The 17,727-nt window shown below is 71.7% G+C and carries 15 protein-coding genes; 6 read left to right on the top strand and 9 right to left on the bottom strand.

Annotated features, from left to right (window positions below):
• Nucleotides 1-29 precede the first annotated feature (29 nt).
• Together KZX17_RS02325 and KZX17_RS02320 are read right to left on the bottom strand one after the other, a co-directional pair.
• Nucleotides 30-557, bottom strand: coding sequence for a hypothetical protein (locus KZX17_RS02325; RefSeq protein WP_248170968.1), 528 nt, complete (start codon nucleotides 555-557; stop codon nucleotides 30-32).
• 110 nt (nucleotides 558-667) lie between these two features.
• Nucleotides 668-1,531, bottom strand: a complete 864-nt coding sequence (locus KZX17_RS02320) for a spermidine synthase (RefSeq protein WP_248170969.1) — start codon at nucleotides 1,529-1,531, stop codon at nucleotides 668-670.
• Between the two features lie 149 nt (nucleotides 1,532-1,680).
• Between KZX17_RS02320 and KZX17_RS02315 the strand changes: the two genes are divergently transcribed.
• The 3 genes from KZX17_RS02315 (at nucleotide 1,681) to KZX17_RS02305 (ending at nucleotide 5,400) form a co-directional block, all read left to right on the top strand.
• Nucleotides 1,681-3,354: an ABC transporter substrate-binding protein gene (locus tag KZX17_RS02315; RefSeq protein WP_248170970.1), complete on the top strand. Its 1,674-nt coding sequence runs from the start codon at nucleotides 1,681-1,683 to the stop codon at nucleotides 3,352-3,354.
• Between the two features lie 85 nt (nucleotides 3,355-3,439).
• The gene (locus KZX17_RS02310) at nucleotides 3,440-4,444 is read left to right on the top strand and encodes an ABC transporter permease (protein WP_248170971.1); all 1,005 of its coding nucleotides are present in this window, start codon (nucleotides 3,440-3,442) and stop codon (nucleotides 4,442-4,444) included.
• Entirely contained in the window at nucleotides 4,441-5,400 is a 960-nt protein-coding gene (locus KZX17_RS02305; RefSeq protein WP_248170972.1) for an ABC transporter permease, read from the top strand. Before KZX17_RS02310 ends, KZX17_RS02305 begins: the two co-directional genes overlap by 4 nt.
• Nucleotides 5,401-5,563: 163 nt before the next feature.
• Here KZX17_RS02305 and KZX17_RS02300 read toward each other — a convergent pair whose 3' ends face one another.
• From KZX17_RS02300 to galT, 3 genes are all read right to left on the bottom strand, one after another.
• Nucleotides 5,564-7,240 (bottom strand): ABC transporter ATP-binding protein, encoded by a 1,677-nt coding sequence (locus tag KZX17_RS02300; RefSeq protein ID WP_248170973.1) that lies wholly within the window; start codon nucleotides 7,238-7,240, stop codon nucleotides 5,564-5,566.
• A 71-nt stretch (nucleotides 7,241-7,311) separates the two neighbouring features.
• Complete coding sequence (galK, locus tag KZX17_RS02295) at nucleotides 7,312-8,490, bottom strand: galactokinase (protein WP_248170974.1); 1,179 nt, start codon at nucleotides 8,488-8,490, stop codon at nucleotides 7,312-7,314.
• Nucleotides 8,487-9,668, bottom strand: a complete 1,182-nt coding sequence (gene galT, locus KZX17_RS02290) for a galactose-1-phosphate uridylyltransferase (protein WP_248170975.1) — start codon at nucleotides 9,666-9,668, stop codon at nucleotides 8,487-8,489. The genes galK and galT overlap by 4 nt, the downstream gene beginning before the upstream one ends.
• Before the next feature lie 103 nt (nucleotides 9,669-9,771).
• Between galT and KZX17_RS02285 the strand changes: the two genes are divergently transcribed.
• The gene (locus KZX17_RS02285; RefSeq protein ID WP_248171671.1) at nucleotides 9,772-10,710 is read left to right on the top strand and encodes a LacI family DNA-binding transcriptional regulator; all 939 of its coding nucleotides are present in this window, start codon (nucleotides 9,772-9,774) and stop codon (nucleotides 10,708-10,710) included.
• Between the two features lie 81 nt (nucleotides 10,711-10,791).
• Here KZX17_RS02285 and galE read toward each other — a convergent pair whose 3' ends face one another.
• The 3 genes from galE to KZX17_RS02270 all read right to left on the bottom strand — a co-directional run bounded on the left by galE (nucleotide 10,792) and on the right by KZX17_RS02270 (nucleotide 14,504).
• Nucleotides 10,792-11,769 (bottom strand): UDP-glucose 4-epimerase GalE, encoded by a 978-nt coding sequence (gene galE / locus KZX17_RS02280; RefSeq protein ID WP_248170976.1) that lies wholly within the window; start codon nucleotides 11,767-11,769, stop codon nucleotides 10,792-10,794.
• Nucleotides 11,770-11,864: 95 nt separating this feature from the next.
• Nucleotides 11,865-13,505, bottom strand: coding sequence for a phosphoglucomutase (alpha-D-glucose-1,6-bisphosphate-dependent) (pgm, locus tag KZX17_RS02275; RefSeq protein WP_248170977.1), 1,641 nt, complete (start codon nucleotides 13,503-13,505; stop codon nucleotides 11,865-11,867).
• A gap of 63 nt (nucleotides 13,506-13,568) precedes the next feature.
• Complete coding sequence (locus tag KZX17_RS02270) at nucleotides 13,569-14,504, bottom strand: LysR family transcriptional regulator (RefSeq protein WP_248170979.1); 936 nt, start codon at nucleotides 14,502-14,504, stop codon at nucleotides 13,569-13,571.
• Between the two features lie 73 nt (nucleotides 14,505-14,577).
• Here KZX17_RS02270 and KZX17_RS02265 point away from each other — a divergent pair, with 73 nt between their 5' ends.
• A complete protein-coding gene (locus KZX17_RS02265) occupies nucleotides 14,578-15,522 on the top strand; it encodes an EamA family transporter (protein WP_248170981.1) in 945 nt (314 codons plus the stop codon).
• On the top strand, nucleotides 15,519-16,481 hold the full coding sequence (gene pheA / locus KZX17_RS02260; protein WP_248170986.1) for a prephenate dehydratase: 963 nt from the start codon (nucleotides 15,519-15,521) through the stop codon (nucleotides 16,479-16,481). Before KZX17_RS02265 ends, pheA begins: the two co-directional genes overlap by 4 nt.
• 126 nt (nucleotides 16,482-16,607) lie before the next feature.
• Here the strand turns inward: pheA and KZX17_RS02255 are convergent, their stop codons facing one another.
• The gene (locus tag KZX17_RS02255; protein ID WP_248170987.1) at nucleotides 16,608-17,651 is read right to left on the bottom strand and encodes an LLM class flavin-dependent oxidoreductase; all 1,044 of its coding nucleotides are present in this window, start codon (nucleotides 17,649-17,651) and stop codon (nucleotides 16,608-16,610) included.
• Nucleotides 17,652-17,727 lie beyond the last annotated feature (76 nt).

The raw sequence follows: 17,727 nt of genomic DNA, 5'->3' as shown, positions 1-17,727 counted from the left end.
ACGGGATGGGGTTCGGACTCGGTGACGGGTCAGCTCGCGACGAATGCCCCGTTGCGACGCCGATCAACGGCGTCGATCGCGAGCAGCGTCGACTCGAGCTGATCCTCCGGGGCGCCGGCCTCCTGGCGCAGGAAGAGGGCCTTCTTGAAGTCCGCCCGGGCGGCGCCGTCGTTGCCGGCGTCGAAGTTCACCTTGCCGCGGTGCTGGTAGCCGAAGGCGGCGAGCGCCGCCCAGCCCTGCCCCTCGGCCTCCTCCACGCACATGTTCAGCTCGTGGATCGCGGCCGCGTAGGCGCCGCGGAACTGCTGCACCGTGGCGTGCAGCACGCGTGCCCGCAGCAGGTCCTTGCGCGTCCCCGCCATGCGAGCCAGTCGCACGGACTGCTCCGAGACCACCAGTGCGTCATCGAGACGGCCGAGCACCTTCAGCAGCCAGACCTTCTCGAGCATCGCCGCGAGGCTGCGCTGCTCGCCGAGTTCGGCGAGTCGGTCGCCGCACTCATCGAGGTCGACGATCTCCCGGAGGGTCTCCAGGTCGTATCCCTTGATGAAGCTCACGGCGACTCCTTCCGAACCAGCGACGTGTCCCTCCAGTGTCACCGGGGGCCGCCGTGATCGGGCTGAGGGCGCGCCGGGTGTCGCGGAGGTCGCGACCGGCGGGCGGGGTCTCAGCGGTCGAAGACGGATGCGGCGGGCTTCGGCGACGGGGTCGCGTCGGCATCCGTCACGATCTTCGCGTCGCGTGCGAAGCGGTCGAGTTCGTCGCCGTGCGCCACCTTCGCCGGGTGCGGTCCCGCCGCCATGAGCCGCGGCAGCCACTCCATCGGCAGCGGCGACGGCGACGCGGCGATGACGATGTTGCCGAAGCGGCCGCTCTTGAGGGTGCCGACCTCGGCGAGGATCACGACGTGCTCGAGGACCGACCGCACGGTCGCGACCTGCCTGCGGGCGAAGGCGAGTCCGCTGCCGTCGGCGATGTTCACGAGCAGGATGCCGGTGGGTGCCAGCAGGCCCGCGAGGACGCGGTAGTACTCGACGCTCGTGATGTGCGCAGGGGTCTGCGCCCCCGCGAAGACGTCCGAGACCACGAGGTCGACGCTGCCGACGAGCCCCGGCGGCAGCCGTGAGGCGACGTCGCGGGCGTCGCCGATCCGCACGCGCAGCTGTCCGCCCCGGGGGAGCGGCAGGTGCTCGCGGACCAGGTCGACGAGCGGCTGCTCGAGCTCGACCACCTGCTGCCGCGACCCCGGCCGGGTGTGCTCGACGTAGCGCGGGAGCGTCATGGCGCCCGCGCCCAGATGGACCGCGGTGAGGGGTTCACCCGGCATCCCGATCTGGTCGATCACCGCCCCCATCCGGGCGACGTACTCGAAGTGCAGGTGCGACGGGTCGTCGAGGTCGACGTGCGATTGCGGCGTCGTCTCGACGACGAGCTCCCAGCCGCCGGCGAAGCGGCTCGGGATGATGCGGGCCTGCCGGCCGTCGGACAGTCTCGCGACAGGCGGGTCGATCGGGTCGCGGGAGCGGGCCATTCGTCTACGGTAGCCCGCAGGAAGAAACACGATCGAGATGCAGATGTAACCGCTTGCCGGCAGTGCGGCCGGTAGCGTCAGCCGCATCCCCTCGGCAGTGCCGCCCACCCGGCGCGCCGCCGACGAGCCTCATCGGAAGGTGCACAGCAATGCTCTCCACACACAGGAAGCGGGTGGTCGCGAGTGCCGCGGCCCTCGTGATCGGTGCCCTCGCGCTCAGCGCGTGCGGCAGCCAGCGCGGCGGCGACGGCGAAGCCGAGGGCGGCGGCGACGTCGACGGCACGTTCGTCTTCGCGGCGTCGTCCGACCCGGCCAGCCTCGATCCCGCCTTCGCGCAGGACGGCGAGACCTTCCGCGTCTCGCGGCAGATCTTCGAGGGGCTCGTCGGCACCGAGCCCGGCACCCCTGACCCGGCGCCGCTGCTCGCCGAGTCCTGGGAGGTCTCGGACGACTCCCTCAGCTACACGTTCGCGCTGAAGGAGGGCGTCACCTTCCACGACGGCACCCCGTTCAACGCCGAGGCCGTCTGCGCCAACTTCGAGCGCTGGTACAACTGGGAGGGCCTGGCCGCCAGCGAGGCGCTCGGCTACTACTACAACAAGCTCTTCCGCGGCTACGCGTCGAGCCCGGATGCCGCGGTCTACGACTCCTGCACGCCGGACGGCGACGCGTCGGTGACGATCGCCCTCAAGAAGCCGTTCGCCGGCTTCGTCGCGGCGCTCTCGCTGCCCGCGTTCGGCATGCAGTCGCCGACGGCGATGGAGGAGTACGGCGCAGACGAGGTCGGCGGCACCGCCGAGGCCCCCACGCTGAGCGAGTACGCCACCGCCCACCCCACCGGCACCGGCCCCTACAAGTTCGACGAGTGGTCGCCGGGCGAGCAGGTCACCCTGAGCTCCTACGAGGACTACTGGGGCGACGCGGGCCAGATCGACGAGATCATCTTCCGCACGATCGATGACGAGACCGCGCGCCGTCAGGCGCTGGAGTCCGGCTCGATCGACGGGTACGACCTCGTGGGCCCCGCCGACACCACCGCGCTTGAGGAGGACGGCTACACCATGGTGTCGCGTCCGCCCTTCACGATCCTGTACCTCGCCTTCAACCAGGCGATCCCCGAGCTCCAGGACCCGAAGGTCCGCGAGGCGCTCTCGTACGCGATCGACAAGGATGCGCTCATCTCGCAGGTCCTCCCCGAGGGCACCGAGAAGGCCACCCAGTTCATGCCCGACAGCGTGAACGGCTGGAACCCGGACGTCACGACGTACGACTACGACCCCGAGAAGGCCAAGGCGCTGCTGGCCGAGGCCGGTTACGACGAGGCCAACCCGCTCGAGCTGACCTTCAACTACCCGGTCAACGTCTCGCGCCCGTATATGCCCAACCCCGAGCAGATCTTCACGGTCCTCTCCTCGCAGCTCTCGGACGTCGGTGTGGTCACCGAGCCCGAGACCGACGCGTGGAACCCGGACTACCTCGAGAAGATCACCGCCACGGCGGACCACGGCATCCACCTCCTCGGCTGGACCGGCGACTACAACGACACCGACAACTTCCTCGGCGTCTTCTTCGGTCAGAAGTCCTCGGAGTGGGGCTTCGACAACCCCGAGCTGTTCGCCGCGCTCGACGAGGCTCGCGGGGTCGCCGACCTCGAGGAGCAGTCGGCCCTCTACGAGGACATCAACGAGACCGTCGCGGAGTTCATCCCCGGCGTTCCGCTCGCCCACCCGGCTCCGACGCTGGCCTTCGACCCCCGTGTCGAGAGCTACCCCGCGAGCCCCGTCAACGACGAGGTGTTCAGCGAGATCGTCCTCAGCGAGTAAGACGTACGAGGCGGCATCCGTCGCCTGACCGGTGCGGGGCGGGGCATCCCCCCGTCCCGCACCGACCCCCACGAAAGCGACACACGTGCTGCGAACCATCGGCAAAAGACTCCTGCTGCTGATCCCCACCCTCGTCGGACTGAGCATCCTGCTCTTCTGGTGGGTCCGAACCCTCCCCGGCGGCCCTGCGGTCGCCCTCCTCGGCGAGAAGGCCACGCCCGATGCGATCGAACGCATCAACGCGCTCTACGGCTTCGACCGTCCCCTCATCGAGCAGTACTTCACCTGGATCGGCCGCCTGCTCTCGGGCGACTTCGGCAATTCCATCCAGACCGGCCGCCCGGTGCTCGACGAATTCCTCCGCCGCTTCCCAGCGACGATCGAGCTGTCGATCGCGGCCCTCATCATCGCCGTCGGCGTCGGTGTGCCCCTCGGCTACTGGGCAGCGCGGCGCCACGGCAAGGCGGCCGACAGCACGGCGGTCGTCTTCAGCCTGCTGGGCATCGTCATCCCGGTGTTCTTCCTGGCCTTCATCCTGAAGTACGTCTTCGCGGTCCAGCTCGGCTGGCTGCCCTCCGACGGGCGTCAGAACCCGCGCATCGACGCGACGCATTACACGAACTTCTACGTCCTGGACGGGCTCATCACGGGCGAGTTCGACGCGGCGTGGGACGCCCTCCTGCACCTCATCCTGCCGGCCCTGGCGCTCGGGACGATCCCGCTCGCGATCATCGTGCGCATCACCCGCGCATCCGTCCTCGAAGTGCAGAACGCCGACTACGTCCGCACCGGCAAGGCCAAGGGCGTGCCCGGTCCGCTGCTGCGGAACCGCTTCATACTGCGCAACGCGATGCTGCCGGTGATCACCACCATCGGTCTGCAGGCGGGGCTGCTCCTGTCGGGGGCCATCCTCACCGAGACGGTCTTCGCCTTCCCCGGCATCGGATCCTTCCTCGCCGGCGCGATCTTCGACCGTGACTTCCCGGTGCTGCAGGGCTTCATCATCTTCATCGCGATCGTCTACGCGCTCATCAACCTGCTCGTCGACGTCTCGTACAGCCTGATCGACCCGAGAGTGAGGGTCTCATGAGCGCCGTCCTTCCCCCCGCAGCCGGCGGCAGCGCCGCCGCGGACGCCACCGCCGTCGACCTGAAGGCCGGCACCGGTGGCGCCCCACGCGGCGGCTTCTGGCACGACGTGTTCCGACGCCTGCGGCGCAGCCCCACCGCGTGGGCGGGCCTGGTCATCGTCCTGCTGTTCGTGCTCGTCGCGCTGCTCGCGCCGCTGCTCGCGCCCTACGCCGAGACCGCCCTGCCCGGCGCGCGGGAGATCACCCCGACGTCCATCCCCGGCCCGGGCGAGATCCCAGGGTTCCCCTTGGGGCTCGACCGCTTCGGCGGCGACGTGCTCTCCAAGCTCATCTGGGGCGCCCAGTCGTCGCTGCTCATCGGCGTCGTCTCGACGGCGTACGGCCTCATCGGCGGGATGCTGCTGGGCCTCATCGCGGGCACGTTCGGCGGCTGGGTGGACAACGTCATCATGCGTCTCGTCGACATCCTGCTGTCGGTGCCGAGCCTGCTCCTCGCCGTCTCGATCGCCGCGATCCTCGGTCAGAACCAGAACTCGGTCATGATCGCCATCGGTGTCGCGCAGGTGCCGATCTTCGCGCGCCTGCTCCGCGCCTCGATGCTGCAGCAGCGCTCGGCGGACTACGTCCTCTCGGCGCAGACCCTGGGCCTCGGCCGCGGCCGCATCACCATGACCCACGTCCTGCCGAACGCGGTTGGCCCCGTCATCGTGCAGGGCACGCTGTCGCTCGCGACCGCCGTCATCGACGCCGCCGCGCTGTCGTTCCTCGGCCTCGGCGGCGGACGCCCCGAGACCGCGGAGTGGGGCCGCATGCTCACCTACGCGCAGGCGGAACTCGCCATCGCCCCGTGGCTCGCCTTCCTCCCCGGCATCTGCATCGCCATCACCGCGCTCGGGTTCACCCTCTTCGGCGAGGCGCTGCGTGAGGCCATGGATCCGCGGACACGCGGACGCTGAGCTCTCGCGGCATCCGCCCTGCGCGGGTACCGCCAAGCGATCCCGGCGGGTCGGACAACAGGCCCCTTCCCCGACTGTCCGGCCCACCGGGATCGTTGCGCTGCCCGGGCGTGCCTCCGTCAGGGGCGCCCGCGAACGTTCCGGTGGAGGGAGGGGCTGAGGGTCAGACGGCGATGTCGAGCTCGTTGCCGGGGATCGAGGCGAGGAGGTTCCGCGTGTACGGGTCGCGCGGGTTGGTGAAGATCTCCTCGCTCGAGGCCGCCTCGACGAGCTTGCCGTCCTTCATGACGCAGACGTAGTCGCTGATCAGGCGCACGACGGCGAGGTCGTGCGAGATGAAGAGGTAGCTGAGGCCGTACTCGGTCTGCAGGTCGCGCAGCAGCGTCAGGATCTGGTCCTGCACGAGCACGTCGAGCGCCGACACCGGCTCGTCGCAGACGATGAGCTCCGGCGACAGCGCGAGGGCGCGGGCGATCGCGACGCGCTGCCGCTGACCGCCCGACAGCTCCGACGGGTAGCGCCGCAGCGACGACTCCGGCAGCGCCACATCGTCGAGCAGCTTCCGCACGCGCGCGGCGCGGTCCTTCGCCGATCCGCGGTTGTAGAAGTCGAGCGGCTCCTGCACGATGCGCTCGATCGTGAACATCGGGTTCAGCGACGAGTACGGGTCCTGGAAGATGGGCTGCACCTTCTGACGGAACTCGCGCAGCTGCCGTCCCTTGAGGGATGCCACATCGGTGCCGTCGAAGCGGATCGTGCCCTCCGTCGGGTCGACGACCTTCAGCAGCATCCGCGCGGTCGTCGTCTTCCCCGACCCGGACTCGCCGACGATCGCGACCGTCTCGCCGCGGGGGATGGCGAACGAGACGTCCTGGACCGCCGCGAAGTCCTGCTTCTGCCCGCGGACCTTGTACAGCTTCGTGAGCCCCTCGACCTCGACGATGTTGTCGACCGGCTTCGGCGCGGCATCCGTCTGGGCGTCGCTCGCCGTCGGCGCCGCGAACGCTTCGGGGCGCAGTCTCGCGACCGCGACCGACGGTGCCGCCTGCACGAGGGACTGCGTATAGGGATGCTGCGGGTCCTCGAGGATCTGCCGGGCAGGGCCCTGCTCGACGATGCGGCCCCGGTGCATGACGACGACGCGGGCGGCGCGCTCGGCGGCGAGCCCCAGGTCGTGGGTGATCAGCAGGACGGAGGTGCCGAGCTCGGTGGTCATGCGGCCGAGCTGGTCGAGGATCGTCTTCTGCACCGTCACGTCGAGCGCGCTCGTGGGCTCGTCGGCGATGAGCAGGCGCGGGTTGCAGGCGAGACCGATGGCGATGAGCGCGCGCTGGCGCATGCCGCCCGAGAACTCGTGCGGGTACTGCTTCGCGCGGTCCTCGGCGTTCGGCAGGCCTGCGGCGGCGAGCGTCTCGACGACCTTGCGGTCGACGTCCTTCTTCGTGGCCAGGCCGTGGGCCAGCAGGGTCTCGGCGACCTGCGTGCCGATCTTCGACGTCGGGTTGAGGTTCGACATCGGGTCCTGCGGGACGAGGCCGATCTGTGCGCCGCGGATGCCGCGCATCGTCGACTCGGAGGCGCCGACGAGCTCCTGCCCGTCGAGGCGGATGCTGCCCTCCGCGACACGTCCGTTGCCGGCCAGCAGGCCGATCACCGCCATCGCGGTCGTCGACTTGCCCGATCCCGACTCACCGACGATCGCGACCGTCTCACCGGCGGCGAGGTCGAGGTCGACGCCCTCGACCGCCCGCACGGAGCCGTCGATGGTTTGGAACTCGACCGCGAGGTCGCGCACCTGCAGGAGCGGCGTGCCGGCGGCGGGGGAGGAGGCGAAGGGCATGAGACCCATCCTGCCCTCCGCCCGCCGCGGACGCACGGGGGGATCGCCGGCTTTACCGAGCCGTAACGACGTCAGCCGTCGCGGCGGGCGCCCTCGGACGGTCGCACCGTGAAGACGTGCGGCTCGGTATGGTCCGCCGCGGCGAAGGCCGCGAGCACGGCGTCGCGGACGGCGGGCACCGACGCGCGCTCGACGAGTGCGATGGCGGACCCGCCGAAGCCGCCGCCGGTCATCCGCGCGCCGATCGCGCCCTGGGCACGGGCCGTCTCGACGGCGAGGTCGAGCTCGGGGACCGAGATCTCGAAGTCGTCGCGCATCGAGGCGTGCGAGGCGTACAGCAGGTCGCCGATGGCGCGCGGGCCCTGCTCGCGGAGCGTGCGGACGGTGTCGAGCACGCGCTGGTTCTCGGTCACGACGTGACGGACGCGGCGGTAGGTCTGCTCGTCGACGAGCTCCTCGACGCGGGGGAGCTGATCCACGCTCACGTCGCGGAGCGCGGCGACGTCCATCGCCTGGGCGCCGCGCTCACATGCCGCACGGCGCTCGCCGTAGCCGCCGGTCGAGTGGGCGTGGGCGACGCGGGTGTCGATCACCATGAGCTCGAGGCCCGCCGCGTCGAAGCCGAGCTCGACCACCTGGGCGTCGAGGCTCCGGCAGTCGAGGAAGGTCCCGGCATCCGTCTCACCGAGCATCGACGCCATCTGGTCCATGATCCCGGTCGGGGCCCCGACGGCCTCGTTCTCGGCTCGGCGGCCGGCCTGCGCGAGGGCGACGCGGTCGAGGCCGAGGCCCCACACGTCGTTCAGTGCCGAACCGGTCGCGCCCTCGATGGCCGCCGACGACGACAGCCCTGCGCCGACGGGGACGTCCGAGGCGAACGCGAGGTCGACACCGGTGACGGATGCCGCATCCGTCCCCGTCGCCTGCAGCAGCGCCCAGGCGACACCCAGCGGGTAGCGGGCCCACTCGACGATCTCGTCGCGACGCTCGGGGAAGAGGTCGTCGAGGTCGGCGAGGGCGACCTCGACCGGCTCGGTGTCGAAGGTCGACACGACGCGGATGCGACCGTCCGTCCGGCGGCCGAGCGCGACGTGCGTGCGGTGCGGCGTCGCGAACGGGAAGACGAAGCCGTCGTTGTAGTCGGTGTGCTCGCCGATCAGGTTGACGCGGCCGGGCGCCGACCAGAGGCCGACCGGCTCGGATCCGGTGAGGGAGGAGAAGAGGCCGTGGGCCTCGCCGGCAGCGGTCACAGGGTGATCCCTTCGATGGCGGTGCGGAGGCGCGCGGCGGCGTCCTCCGGGGGGACGTCGCCGATCCAGGCGCCCATGGCGGCCTCGGATCCGGCGAGGAACTTGAGCTTGTCGGCGGCGCGGCGCGGGCTCGTGAGCTGCAGGCTCAGGCGCACCGTATCGCGGCCGACGTGGACCGGCGCCTGGTGCCAGGCGGCGATGTAGGGCGTCTCGGACTCGTACAGCGCGTCGACGCCGCGGAGGAGGCGAAGGTAGAGCGGGGCGAGCTCGTCCTTCTCCTCGTCGGTCAGGCCCGCGAAGTCGGCGACGTGGCGGTGGGGCAGCATGTGGATCTCGAGCGGCCAGCGGGCGGCGAAGGGCACGAACGCGGTCCAGTGCTCGCCGCGCAGCAGGACGCGGGGGCCGGCCTGCTCGAACTCGAGGATGCGCTGGAACAGATCGGGGGCCGTGCGGTCGATCGAGTCGAGCAGACGGGTCGTCCGCGGCGTGACGTACGGGTACGCGTAGATCTGGCCGTGGGGATGCTGCAGCGTGACGCCGATCGCCTCGCCGCGGTTCTCGAACGGGAACACCTGCTCGATGCCGGGGAGTGCCGACAGGGCCGCGGTGCGGTCCGCCCACGCCTCGATGACGGTGCGGGCGCGGGTCACGGTCTGGGTGCCGAACGAGCCGGTGCGCTCGGGCGAGAAGCAGACGACCTCGGTACGGCCGACGCTCGTGCGGGTGCGGCCGAGCCCGAGGTGGGCGAGGTCGTCGAGACCGCGCGGCGGGTCGATGCCGGCGGGGACATCGTCTGTGGCCGCGGCGAGGGCGGGGCCGAACGAGGGCGACTTGTTCTCGAAGACGGCGACGTCGTAGACCGAGGGGATCTCGGAGGGGTTGGTCGCCGTCTGCGGAGCGAGCGGGTCGAGTTCGGCAGGGGGCAGGAAGGCGCGGTTCTGCCGGTTCGCGGCGATCGAGACCCAGTCGCCCGTCAGGATGTCCTGCCGCATGGTGGCCGTCTCGGGCCGCGCACCGAGATCGCGTGCGTCTATGGCGCGGTCGGCGCCGATCGTCGTGCCCGGGTCGTCGAAGTAGATCAGCTCGCGGCCGTCGGCCAGGCGCGTCGCGCGTTTGACGACGCCGGCGCCGAGGGCGGCGGTCTCAGCGGGGGTAGGCTCGAACTCCGTCGTGTTCACGTCAACACGGTAACCGACGCGCTATGTTATCGTCAACATCATGCGGCCTTGCGGAGTTCTATCCGTCGCCGCAGGGGAGGATGCCGTGCAGCGACGCGTCTCGATGGCCGACGTGGCCGCGGCCGCGGGCGTCTCCGGACAGACCGTCTCACGCGTCGTCAACGGCAGCCCGCGAGTCGACCCCGACACCAGGGCGCGCATCGAGACGGCGATGGCCGAGCTCGGCTACCGGCCGCACCGCGCCGCCAGGGCGCTTCGGACCGGGCGCTCCGGCACGATCGGTGTGATCGTCGCCACCCTGTCGACGGTCGGCAATTCGCGGATGCTCGAGGCCGTGGTATCCGCCGCCGCGCAGCGCGAGCTCGCCGTGACCCTCATCGCCCTCGCCGACCGCGCAGACGTCGCCGCCGCCTTCGACCGGCTGCACGACCTCGGCGTCGACGGCGCGATCGTCCTCAACGAGGCGACCGCGATCGCCGAGGGCGTCGCGCCGCCGGCCGGTCTCGCGATCGTGGCCGTCGACTCGCCCGGCGGCGCGTTCGCGACCGTCCAGTCCGACCACGCCGGCGGTGCGGAAGCGGCCACGCGTCGATTGCGGGATGCCGGGCGCCGCGCGGTCGCGCACGTCGCCGGTCCCGCCGGGTCGTACGCGGCGGCCGAGCGCGAGCGCGGATGGCGGGTGGCGCACGACGGGGCGCCCGCGCCCGAACCCGTGCGCGGGGACTGGGGCGCGGCATCCGGCTACGCGGCGGGCGTCGCCCTCGCGGCCGACAACGACGTGGACGCCGTGTTCGCGGCGAACGACCAGATGGCGCTCGGCGTGCTGCGCGCACTCGCCGAGGCCGGTCGCGACGATGTCGCCGTCATCGGGTTCGACGATGTGGCGGATGCCGCCGACTACCGCCCGCCGCTCACCACCGTCCGCCAGGATTTCGCCGCACTCGGCGAGGCGGCCGTCGCGGCGTTGGCCGCGACGCTCGACGGCGAGGCGCCGACCCGCACCGTCGTCCCGACCGCGCTCATCGCCCGCGCCTCCGGCTGACGCGCCCGACCTGCCCGCAACGACCGACCCCACCCTGTCCGCGAGGCGCGCAGGAGGCGAGGTCGGGACGACGGGGTCGGGTCAGCCGGCGTTGCGGCGGGCTTCCCAGCCGGTGCGCACCATCTCGTCGAGGGTGTACCGCATCTGCCAGTCGAGGTCGCGGGCGGCGAGCTCGCCGGTGGCGACGATGCGGTCGGGGTCGCCCGCGCGGCGGGGGGCGATCTCGGGCGTGAAGTCGATGCCGGTGACCCGGGCGACGGCATCCATGATCTCGCGGACCGACAGGCCGTTCTGCGAGCCCAGGTTGTAGGCGGGCTCGACCGGCTCGCCGGCGCGCAGCCGCTGCGCGGCGACGACGTGCGCGGCCGCGATGTCCGACACGTGCACGTAGTCGCGGACGTTCGTTCCGTCCGGGGTGTCGTAGTCGTCGCCGTTGATGCGCGGGGTCTTGCCCTCGATGAGCATCTCGAACACGATCGGGAACAGGTTGTGCGGGCTCGTGTCGTACACGGACGGGTCGCCCGAGCCGACGACGTTGAAGTACCGCAGCGCCGTGTGGCGCAGGGGCGAGTCGGATGCCGCCGTCGCGACGCCCTGCGCGGCGATCAGCCACTCGCCGATGAGCTTGGACTCGCCGTACGGCGACGCGGGGCGCTTCGGCAGGTCCTCCGTCACGAGCGGCACGTCCGGGGTGCCGTAGACGGCGGCGCTCGAGGAGAAGACGATGCTCGAGACGCCGGCATCCGCCATCGCCGCGAGGACGACGCGCGTGCCCTCGACGTTCTGCTCGTAGGTGTGGAGAGGTCGTTGCACCGAGACGCCCGCGTACTTGAAGCCGGCGACGTGGATGACGCCCTCGGCGTCGTGCTCGCGAAGGGTGCGGGCGACGAGCTCCTGGTCGAGGATCGTGCCGCGGACGAAGGGGACCCCCTCGGGGACGAACGACTCGTGGCCGCTCGAGATGTCGTCGAGGACCACGGGGTCGAGACCCGCCTCGGCGAGAGCGCGGACGATGTGCGCGCCGATGTACCCGGCGCCTCCGGTGACGAGCCAACTCATGGTCCCGAGCCTACTGGCGCGGGAACGCGTGACCCGACCGCCGCGGGCCTCGCGGCCCCGGCGCCCGCGGCCTCAGGAACCCGGCGCCGCAGGCCTCAGGACTCCAGCGCCGCGGCGACGACCTTCCGCGCCTCGTCCTGCACCTGAGCGAGGTGCTCGGGACCCTTGAGGCTCTCGGCGTAGAGCTTGTAGACGTCCTCGGTGCCCGACGGGCGCGCGGCGAACCAGGCGTACTCGGTCTGGACCTTGAGCCCGCCGATGGCGGCGCCGTTGCCGGGTGCGTGCGACAGCTTCGCCGTGACCGGATCGCCCGCGAGCTCACTCGCCGAGACGGCGTCGCCCGAGAGCTTCGAGAGGGCCGCCTTCTGCTCGGGCGAGGCGGGTGCGTCGACGCGCTGATAGGCGGATGCCCCGAACTCCGACTCGAGCTCGGCGTAGCGCTGCGACGGGGTCTTGCCCGTGACGGCGAGGATCTCGGCCGCCAGCAGGCAGAGGAGGATGCCGTCCTTGTCCGTCGTCCAGACGGTGCCGTCCTTGCGGAGGAACGAGGCGCCGGCGGACTCCTCGCCGCCGAAGGCCACGGTGCCGTCGAGCAGGCCCGGCACGAACCACTTGAAGCCCACCGGGACCTCGAGCAGCGCACGGCCGAGCGAGGCGGCGACGCGGTCGATGATCATCGACGACACGAGGGTCTTGCCGATCGCGGCATCCTGCGGCCACCCCTCGCGGTGCGAGTACAGGTAGTCGATCGCGACGGCGAGGAAGTGGTTCGGGTTCATGAGGCCGCCGTCGGGCGTCACGATGCCGTGCCGGTCGGCGTCGGCGTCGTTGCCGGTCAGGATGTCGAACTCGTCGCGGCGTGCCACGAGCGATGCCATGGCCGACGGCGACGACGGATCCATGCGGATCTTCTCGTCCCAGTCGAGCGTCATGAACTTCCAGGTCGGGTCGACCTCGGGGTTCACGACGGTCAGGTCGAGGCCGTAGCGCTCGCCGATGAGGGCCCAGTACTCCACCGAAGCGCCGCCGAGCGGGTCGGCCCCGATGCGCACCCCCGAGCGGGCGATCGCCTCGACGTCGATGATCGAGGCCAGGTCGGCGACGTACCCCTCGCGGAAGTCGTACTGACCGAGCGCGTCCGCGTCGATGTCGGCGTGCCGAACGCGACGCACCCCGTCGAGGCCGGCCTCGATGAGCGCGTTCGCCCGGTCGGCGATCCAGCCGGTCGCATCGGTGTCGGCGGGTCCGCCGTGCGGCGGGTTGTACTTGAACCCGCCGTCGCGCGGCGGGTTGTGCGAGGGGGTGACGACGATGCCGTCGGCACGCCCGGCATCCGACTCGTCCCGGCCCCGGTTGTACGCGAGGATCGCGTGGCTGAGCGCCGGCGTCGGCACCCACGAATCCCGGCTGTCGACCCGGACGTCCACGCCGTTGGCGACGAGCACCTCGATGGCGGTGCGCTCGGCGGGCAACGACAGCCCGTGCGTGTCGCGGCCGAGGAAGAGGGGACCGGTGATGCCCTGTGCGCCGCGGTAGTCGACGATCGCCTGCGTCGTGGCGAGGATGTGGTCCTCGTTGAAGCTCGTCGTCAGCGACGAGCCGCGATGGCCGCTCGTGCCGAAGGCGACCCGCTGACCCGCCACCGAGGCGTCCGGTCTGCGGTCGTAGTACGCACCGATCAGCTCGTCGATGTCGATGAGGTCGGATGCCTCGGCGGGCTGTCCTGCGCGGCTCATCCGCCCAGTCTGCCAGGGAACCGCGGCGGCGGCGCCCCCGTGTCGCGGATCGACATCGGGGTCTCAGGCGGGGAGTCTGCCGTCCGCGGAGACCATCCCCGCCGTGTGGTCCTGCAGGCGGTCGATCACGGCGCGGAGCGCCGGCGAGTCCGCCATGGTGCGGCGGTGGATGACCGACACGTCGCGCGTGGATTCGGGCGACACCGTGGGGATCGCGACCAGCTCGGGCGCGAGGGGCGGGCGCCCGAGACGCGGCACCAGTGCCACCGCGATGCCGGCGCGGGCGATCTCGAGGTGGTTCTCGAACTCCATCGACTCGTGGACGATCCGCGGTGCACCACCCACGCCATCGAACAGGCGCCGCAGCCACTGGCGGCAGATCGTCGAGTCGAAGGTCGCGACCCACGGCTCGCCCGCGAGGTCCTCCGGTCGCAGTTCCGTTCGGGCGGCGAGCGGGTTGTCGCGGTGGAGAACGACGTCCGCGACGTCGGTGAACAGCGGGGTGGCGACGAGATGGTCGGGAATGGAGAGCGCCACATTGCCCCATCGGTGGACCAGGCCGAGGTCCCGCTGTCCCGACGCGACGAGCGCGATCGTCTCCCACGGCTCGCTCTCGCGGATCGGCAGGCGGAGATCGGGATGCCGTCGCCCGAGGTCCGCGACGACGGGCACCATGACGCCGCGCACGACGGTGGAGAACGCCGCGATGCGGATTTCGCCCGACAGGCGGTCGATCTCGCCGCTGCCGTGCAGATCGGCACGGACGCGTTCGAGGTCGGCGAGGATCGGCGTCGACGAGACGACGAGGCGCGTCGCCGCGTCGGTGAGGACGACGCCGCGGCCGACGCGTTCGAGCAGCGCGACGCCGGTGTCGCGCTCGAGCCGCTTGATCTGCTGCGACACGGCCGACGGCGTGTAGCCGAGCGCGGTCGCCGCCGCCGCGACGCTGCCCTCCGTCGCGATGGTGCGGAGGGAGACGACGGCGTCGAGGTCGATCATGCAGCGATGCTACCGAATCACGCATAGATATGATCGCTTGTGCTTCATGGATGCCGCGCGGTGCACTAGAGACGTGCCTCGCCGTGACAAGCTCCTCGCCGCCCTCGTCGCTTCGCTGTGGGGGTTCAACTTCGTCGTCATCGACTGGGGGATGCGCGGTATCCCGCCCCTGCTGTTCGTCGCGATCCGCTTCGCCGTCGTCGCGCTCGCCGTCGTCGTCGTGCCCCGGCCGCAGACGGGCTGGCGCGTGGTCGTCGGCGTCGGCCTGTTCATGAGCCTCGGACAGTTCGGGCTGCTGTACACCTCGATGTCGCTCGGGCTGAGCCCGGGCCTCGCCGCGCTGCTGCTGCAGGCGCAGGCCGTCTTCACGATCGTGCTGGCGGCAGCCGCGCTGCGCGAGCGACCGTCGGCGCCGCAGACCATCGGCGTCGCGCTGGGCGTCGCGGGGCTCGCGGTCGTCGCCGTCGGCCGCGGCGGCGACGCACCGGCCTTCGCCGTGTGCCTCGCGCTCGCCGCGGCGCTGTCGTGGGCGATCGGCAACGTCATCTCACGGCGGGCGGGTGTCGTGACTGGGCGGGGCCGCGGCGGCACCCTGTCGCTGACGGTCTGGTCGGCACTCGTCGTCCCTGTGCCGGCGCTCGCGCTGTCGGCCGCGTTCGAGGGTCCCGACGCGATCGCCGCGGGACTCGCGGCCCTCAGCTGGCAGGCGGGCCTGTCGACCCTGTACACGGCGGGGCTCTGCACGCTTTTCGGCTACGCCGTCTTCAACGGACTCCTCGGCCGCAACCCGTCCGCCGCGGTCGTGCCCTGGGTGCTGCTCGCCCCCGTCGTGGCGATGGCGTCGGCCGCGCTCCTGCTCGGCCAGACCCCGAGCCTCGGCGAGGTGCTCGGCGGCGCGGTGCTCGTGGCGGGTGTGCTGGTCGCCGGCATCCGTCCCCGCGCCCGTCCCGCCGCAGCGCATCGCGGCGAGGCGCTCGCGGCGGCGCGCAGAGAGGCCGCCACTAGGCTGACCGGGTGACTTTCGAGCCCACGGCAGCCCCCAGCCGTCGCACGTACAGCTTCCTCGGACCCGCCGGAACCTTCACCGAGGCCGCGCTCGCGCAGGTTCCCGAGGCTCGCGACCAGATCTGGCGACCCGTCCGCAACGTCGGCGAGGCGCTCGCCGACGTCGTCGACGGGCGATCGGATGCCGCGATGATCGCGATCGAGAACTCCGTCGACGGCGGTGTGTCGACGACCCAGGACGCCCTGGCGACGGTGCCGGGTCTGCGGATCGTCGGCGAGTACCTGGTGCCGGTCGACTTCGTCCTGGTCGCGAAGCCCGGCATCCGACTGGAGGACGTGTCGCTCATTGCGGCGCACCCGGTGGCGTACGCGCAATGCCTCAGCTGGCTGACGGCGACCCTGCCCGAGCACGCCCACCTGCCCGCCGCGAGCAACGTCGCGGCGGCGGTCTCGATCGTCGAGGGGACCAGTGACGCGGATGCCGCGATCGCCCCGCCGGGCATCCTCGGCCTCTACGACCTCGAACCGCTCGCCAAGAAGATCGGCGACAACCCGAACGCCGTGACCCGGTTCGTCCTGGTGAGCCGGACCGCCCCGCCGCCCGCGCCGACCGGTGCCGACAAGACCTCGCTCATCGTCGAGCTGCCCGAGGACCACCCGGGCGCGCTGCTGGAGCTGCTCGAGCAGTTCGCCACCCGCGGGATCAACCTGTCGCTCCTGGCCTCGCGGCCGATCGGCGACGCGCTCGGCCGGTACCGGTTCGTCATCGACGCGGACGGGCACATCGAGGACGAGCGGATGGCCGACGCCCTGCTGGGACTGCGCCGCTTCTCACCGCGCGTGCTGTACCTGGGCTCGTACCCGCGCGCGGACCGCGCGATCGTCCGGTACCCGGACCGGTACTCGGACGACATCTTCGTCGAGGCGCGCGACTGGCTGCGCGGCCTCGTGTCCGGCGAACCCGAGGCCTGAGTCCGGCGCTCACACGGACCAGTTCTCCGGACGGATCCGTGCCATGTGCGCCTCGGCGCCGAACGTCGCGGCGGCTCTCCGGAGTCACCGCCGCACACCGGCCACGACGCGCGCGACGCCTCGGTGTCAGGCGACCAGGAGTTCGAGGGTGCGGATGCGGGCGGTTGCCGCATCCATCTGCTCGTCGTCGCTCGCGGCCGCGACTGGCGAGACCATGACCTCGTCGACGCCGTGACGGGCGGCGAACTCGGCGATGCGCGAGCGGGTCTCATCGCCCGTGCCGACGAACCAGCGCGACAGCATCGCGTCGAGGATCGGGCCGGCCAGGCCGTCGGCGGCCTCGGCGGCCGCGGCCTGCTCGACGGTCTCCAGGGCGACGAGCGGCCGGTTGCTCCGCAGCCGGGCCATCATGCGCGCCTGCGGCAGCGCCGCCGCACGGGCCTGCTCGTCGGTCTCGGCGACGACGGCGTTGGCGGTGAGGAAGGTGCGGGGCTCGGCGAGCGTCTCGGACGGCGTGAACTGCCCGCGGTAGAGATCCAGGGCCCGCTCGAGACCCTCGCCCGAGAAGTGGTTGGCGAAGACGTACGGCAGGCCCATGCCGGCGGCCAGCTGCGCCGAATAGTCGCTGGATCCGAGCAGCCAGACCTCGGGGGTGGTCGTCGGCGCAGGCGTCGCGTGCACGTCGTACGTGCCGCCCGAGGTGAACCGGACGGTGGCACCGTCGCGCGAGACCAGCGAGCGGATGTCGGTGATGTGGTTCGGGAACCGTTCGACGTCACTGGTCGTCCCGGACTGCCGCAGCAACTGGGTGATGACGGGATCCGAGCCCGGCGCGCGGCCGATGCCGAGGTCGACGCGGCCCGGCGCGAGGGCCTCGAGGGCCGCGAACTGTTCGGCGACGACCAGCGGGGAGTGGTTCGGCAGCATGACGCCGCCGGAGCCGACTCGGATGCGGCTGGTCCGCGCCGCCGTCGCCGCGATGAGCACGGGCGGGGTCGTCGACGCGACGGCCGGCATGTTGTGGTGCTCGGCGAACCAGTAGCGCCGGTAGCCGAGCTCATCGGCGCGCTGCGCCACCGCGAGCGAGGCGGCGATCGCCTGGCTGCTGGTTTGGCCGGTGCGGACGGGGACGAGGTCGAGAACGGAGAGGGCCGGGGTCGCAGTGCTCATATCGCTTCACTGCAACCCCGGCCGGGGGCGACGCATTCCGCGTCGCGCGTCGGTGCGGTGCGGGGGGAGTCACCGC

Origin of the sequence: Microbacterium sp. EYE_78 (assembly GCF_023149035.1) — a bacterium.
Lineage (GTDB): Bacteria > Actinomycetota > Actinomycetes > Actinomycetales > Microbacteriaceae > Microbacterium.
The sequence above is the reverse complement of the archived record's forward strand: the minus strand, read 5'-3'. Positions and strand labels throughout refer to the sequence as shown.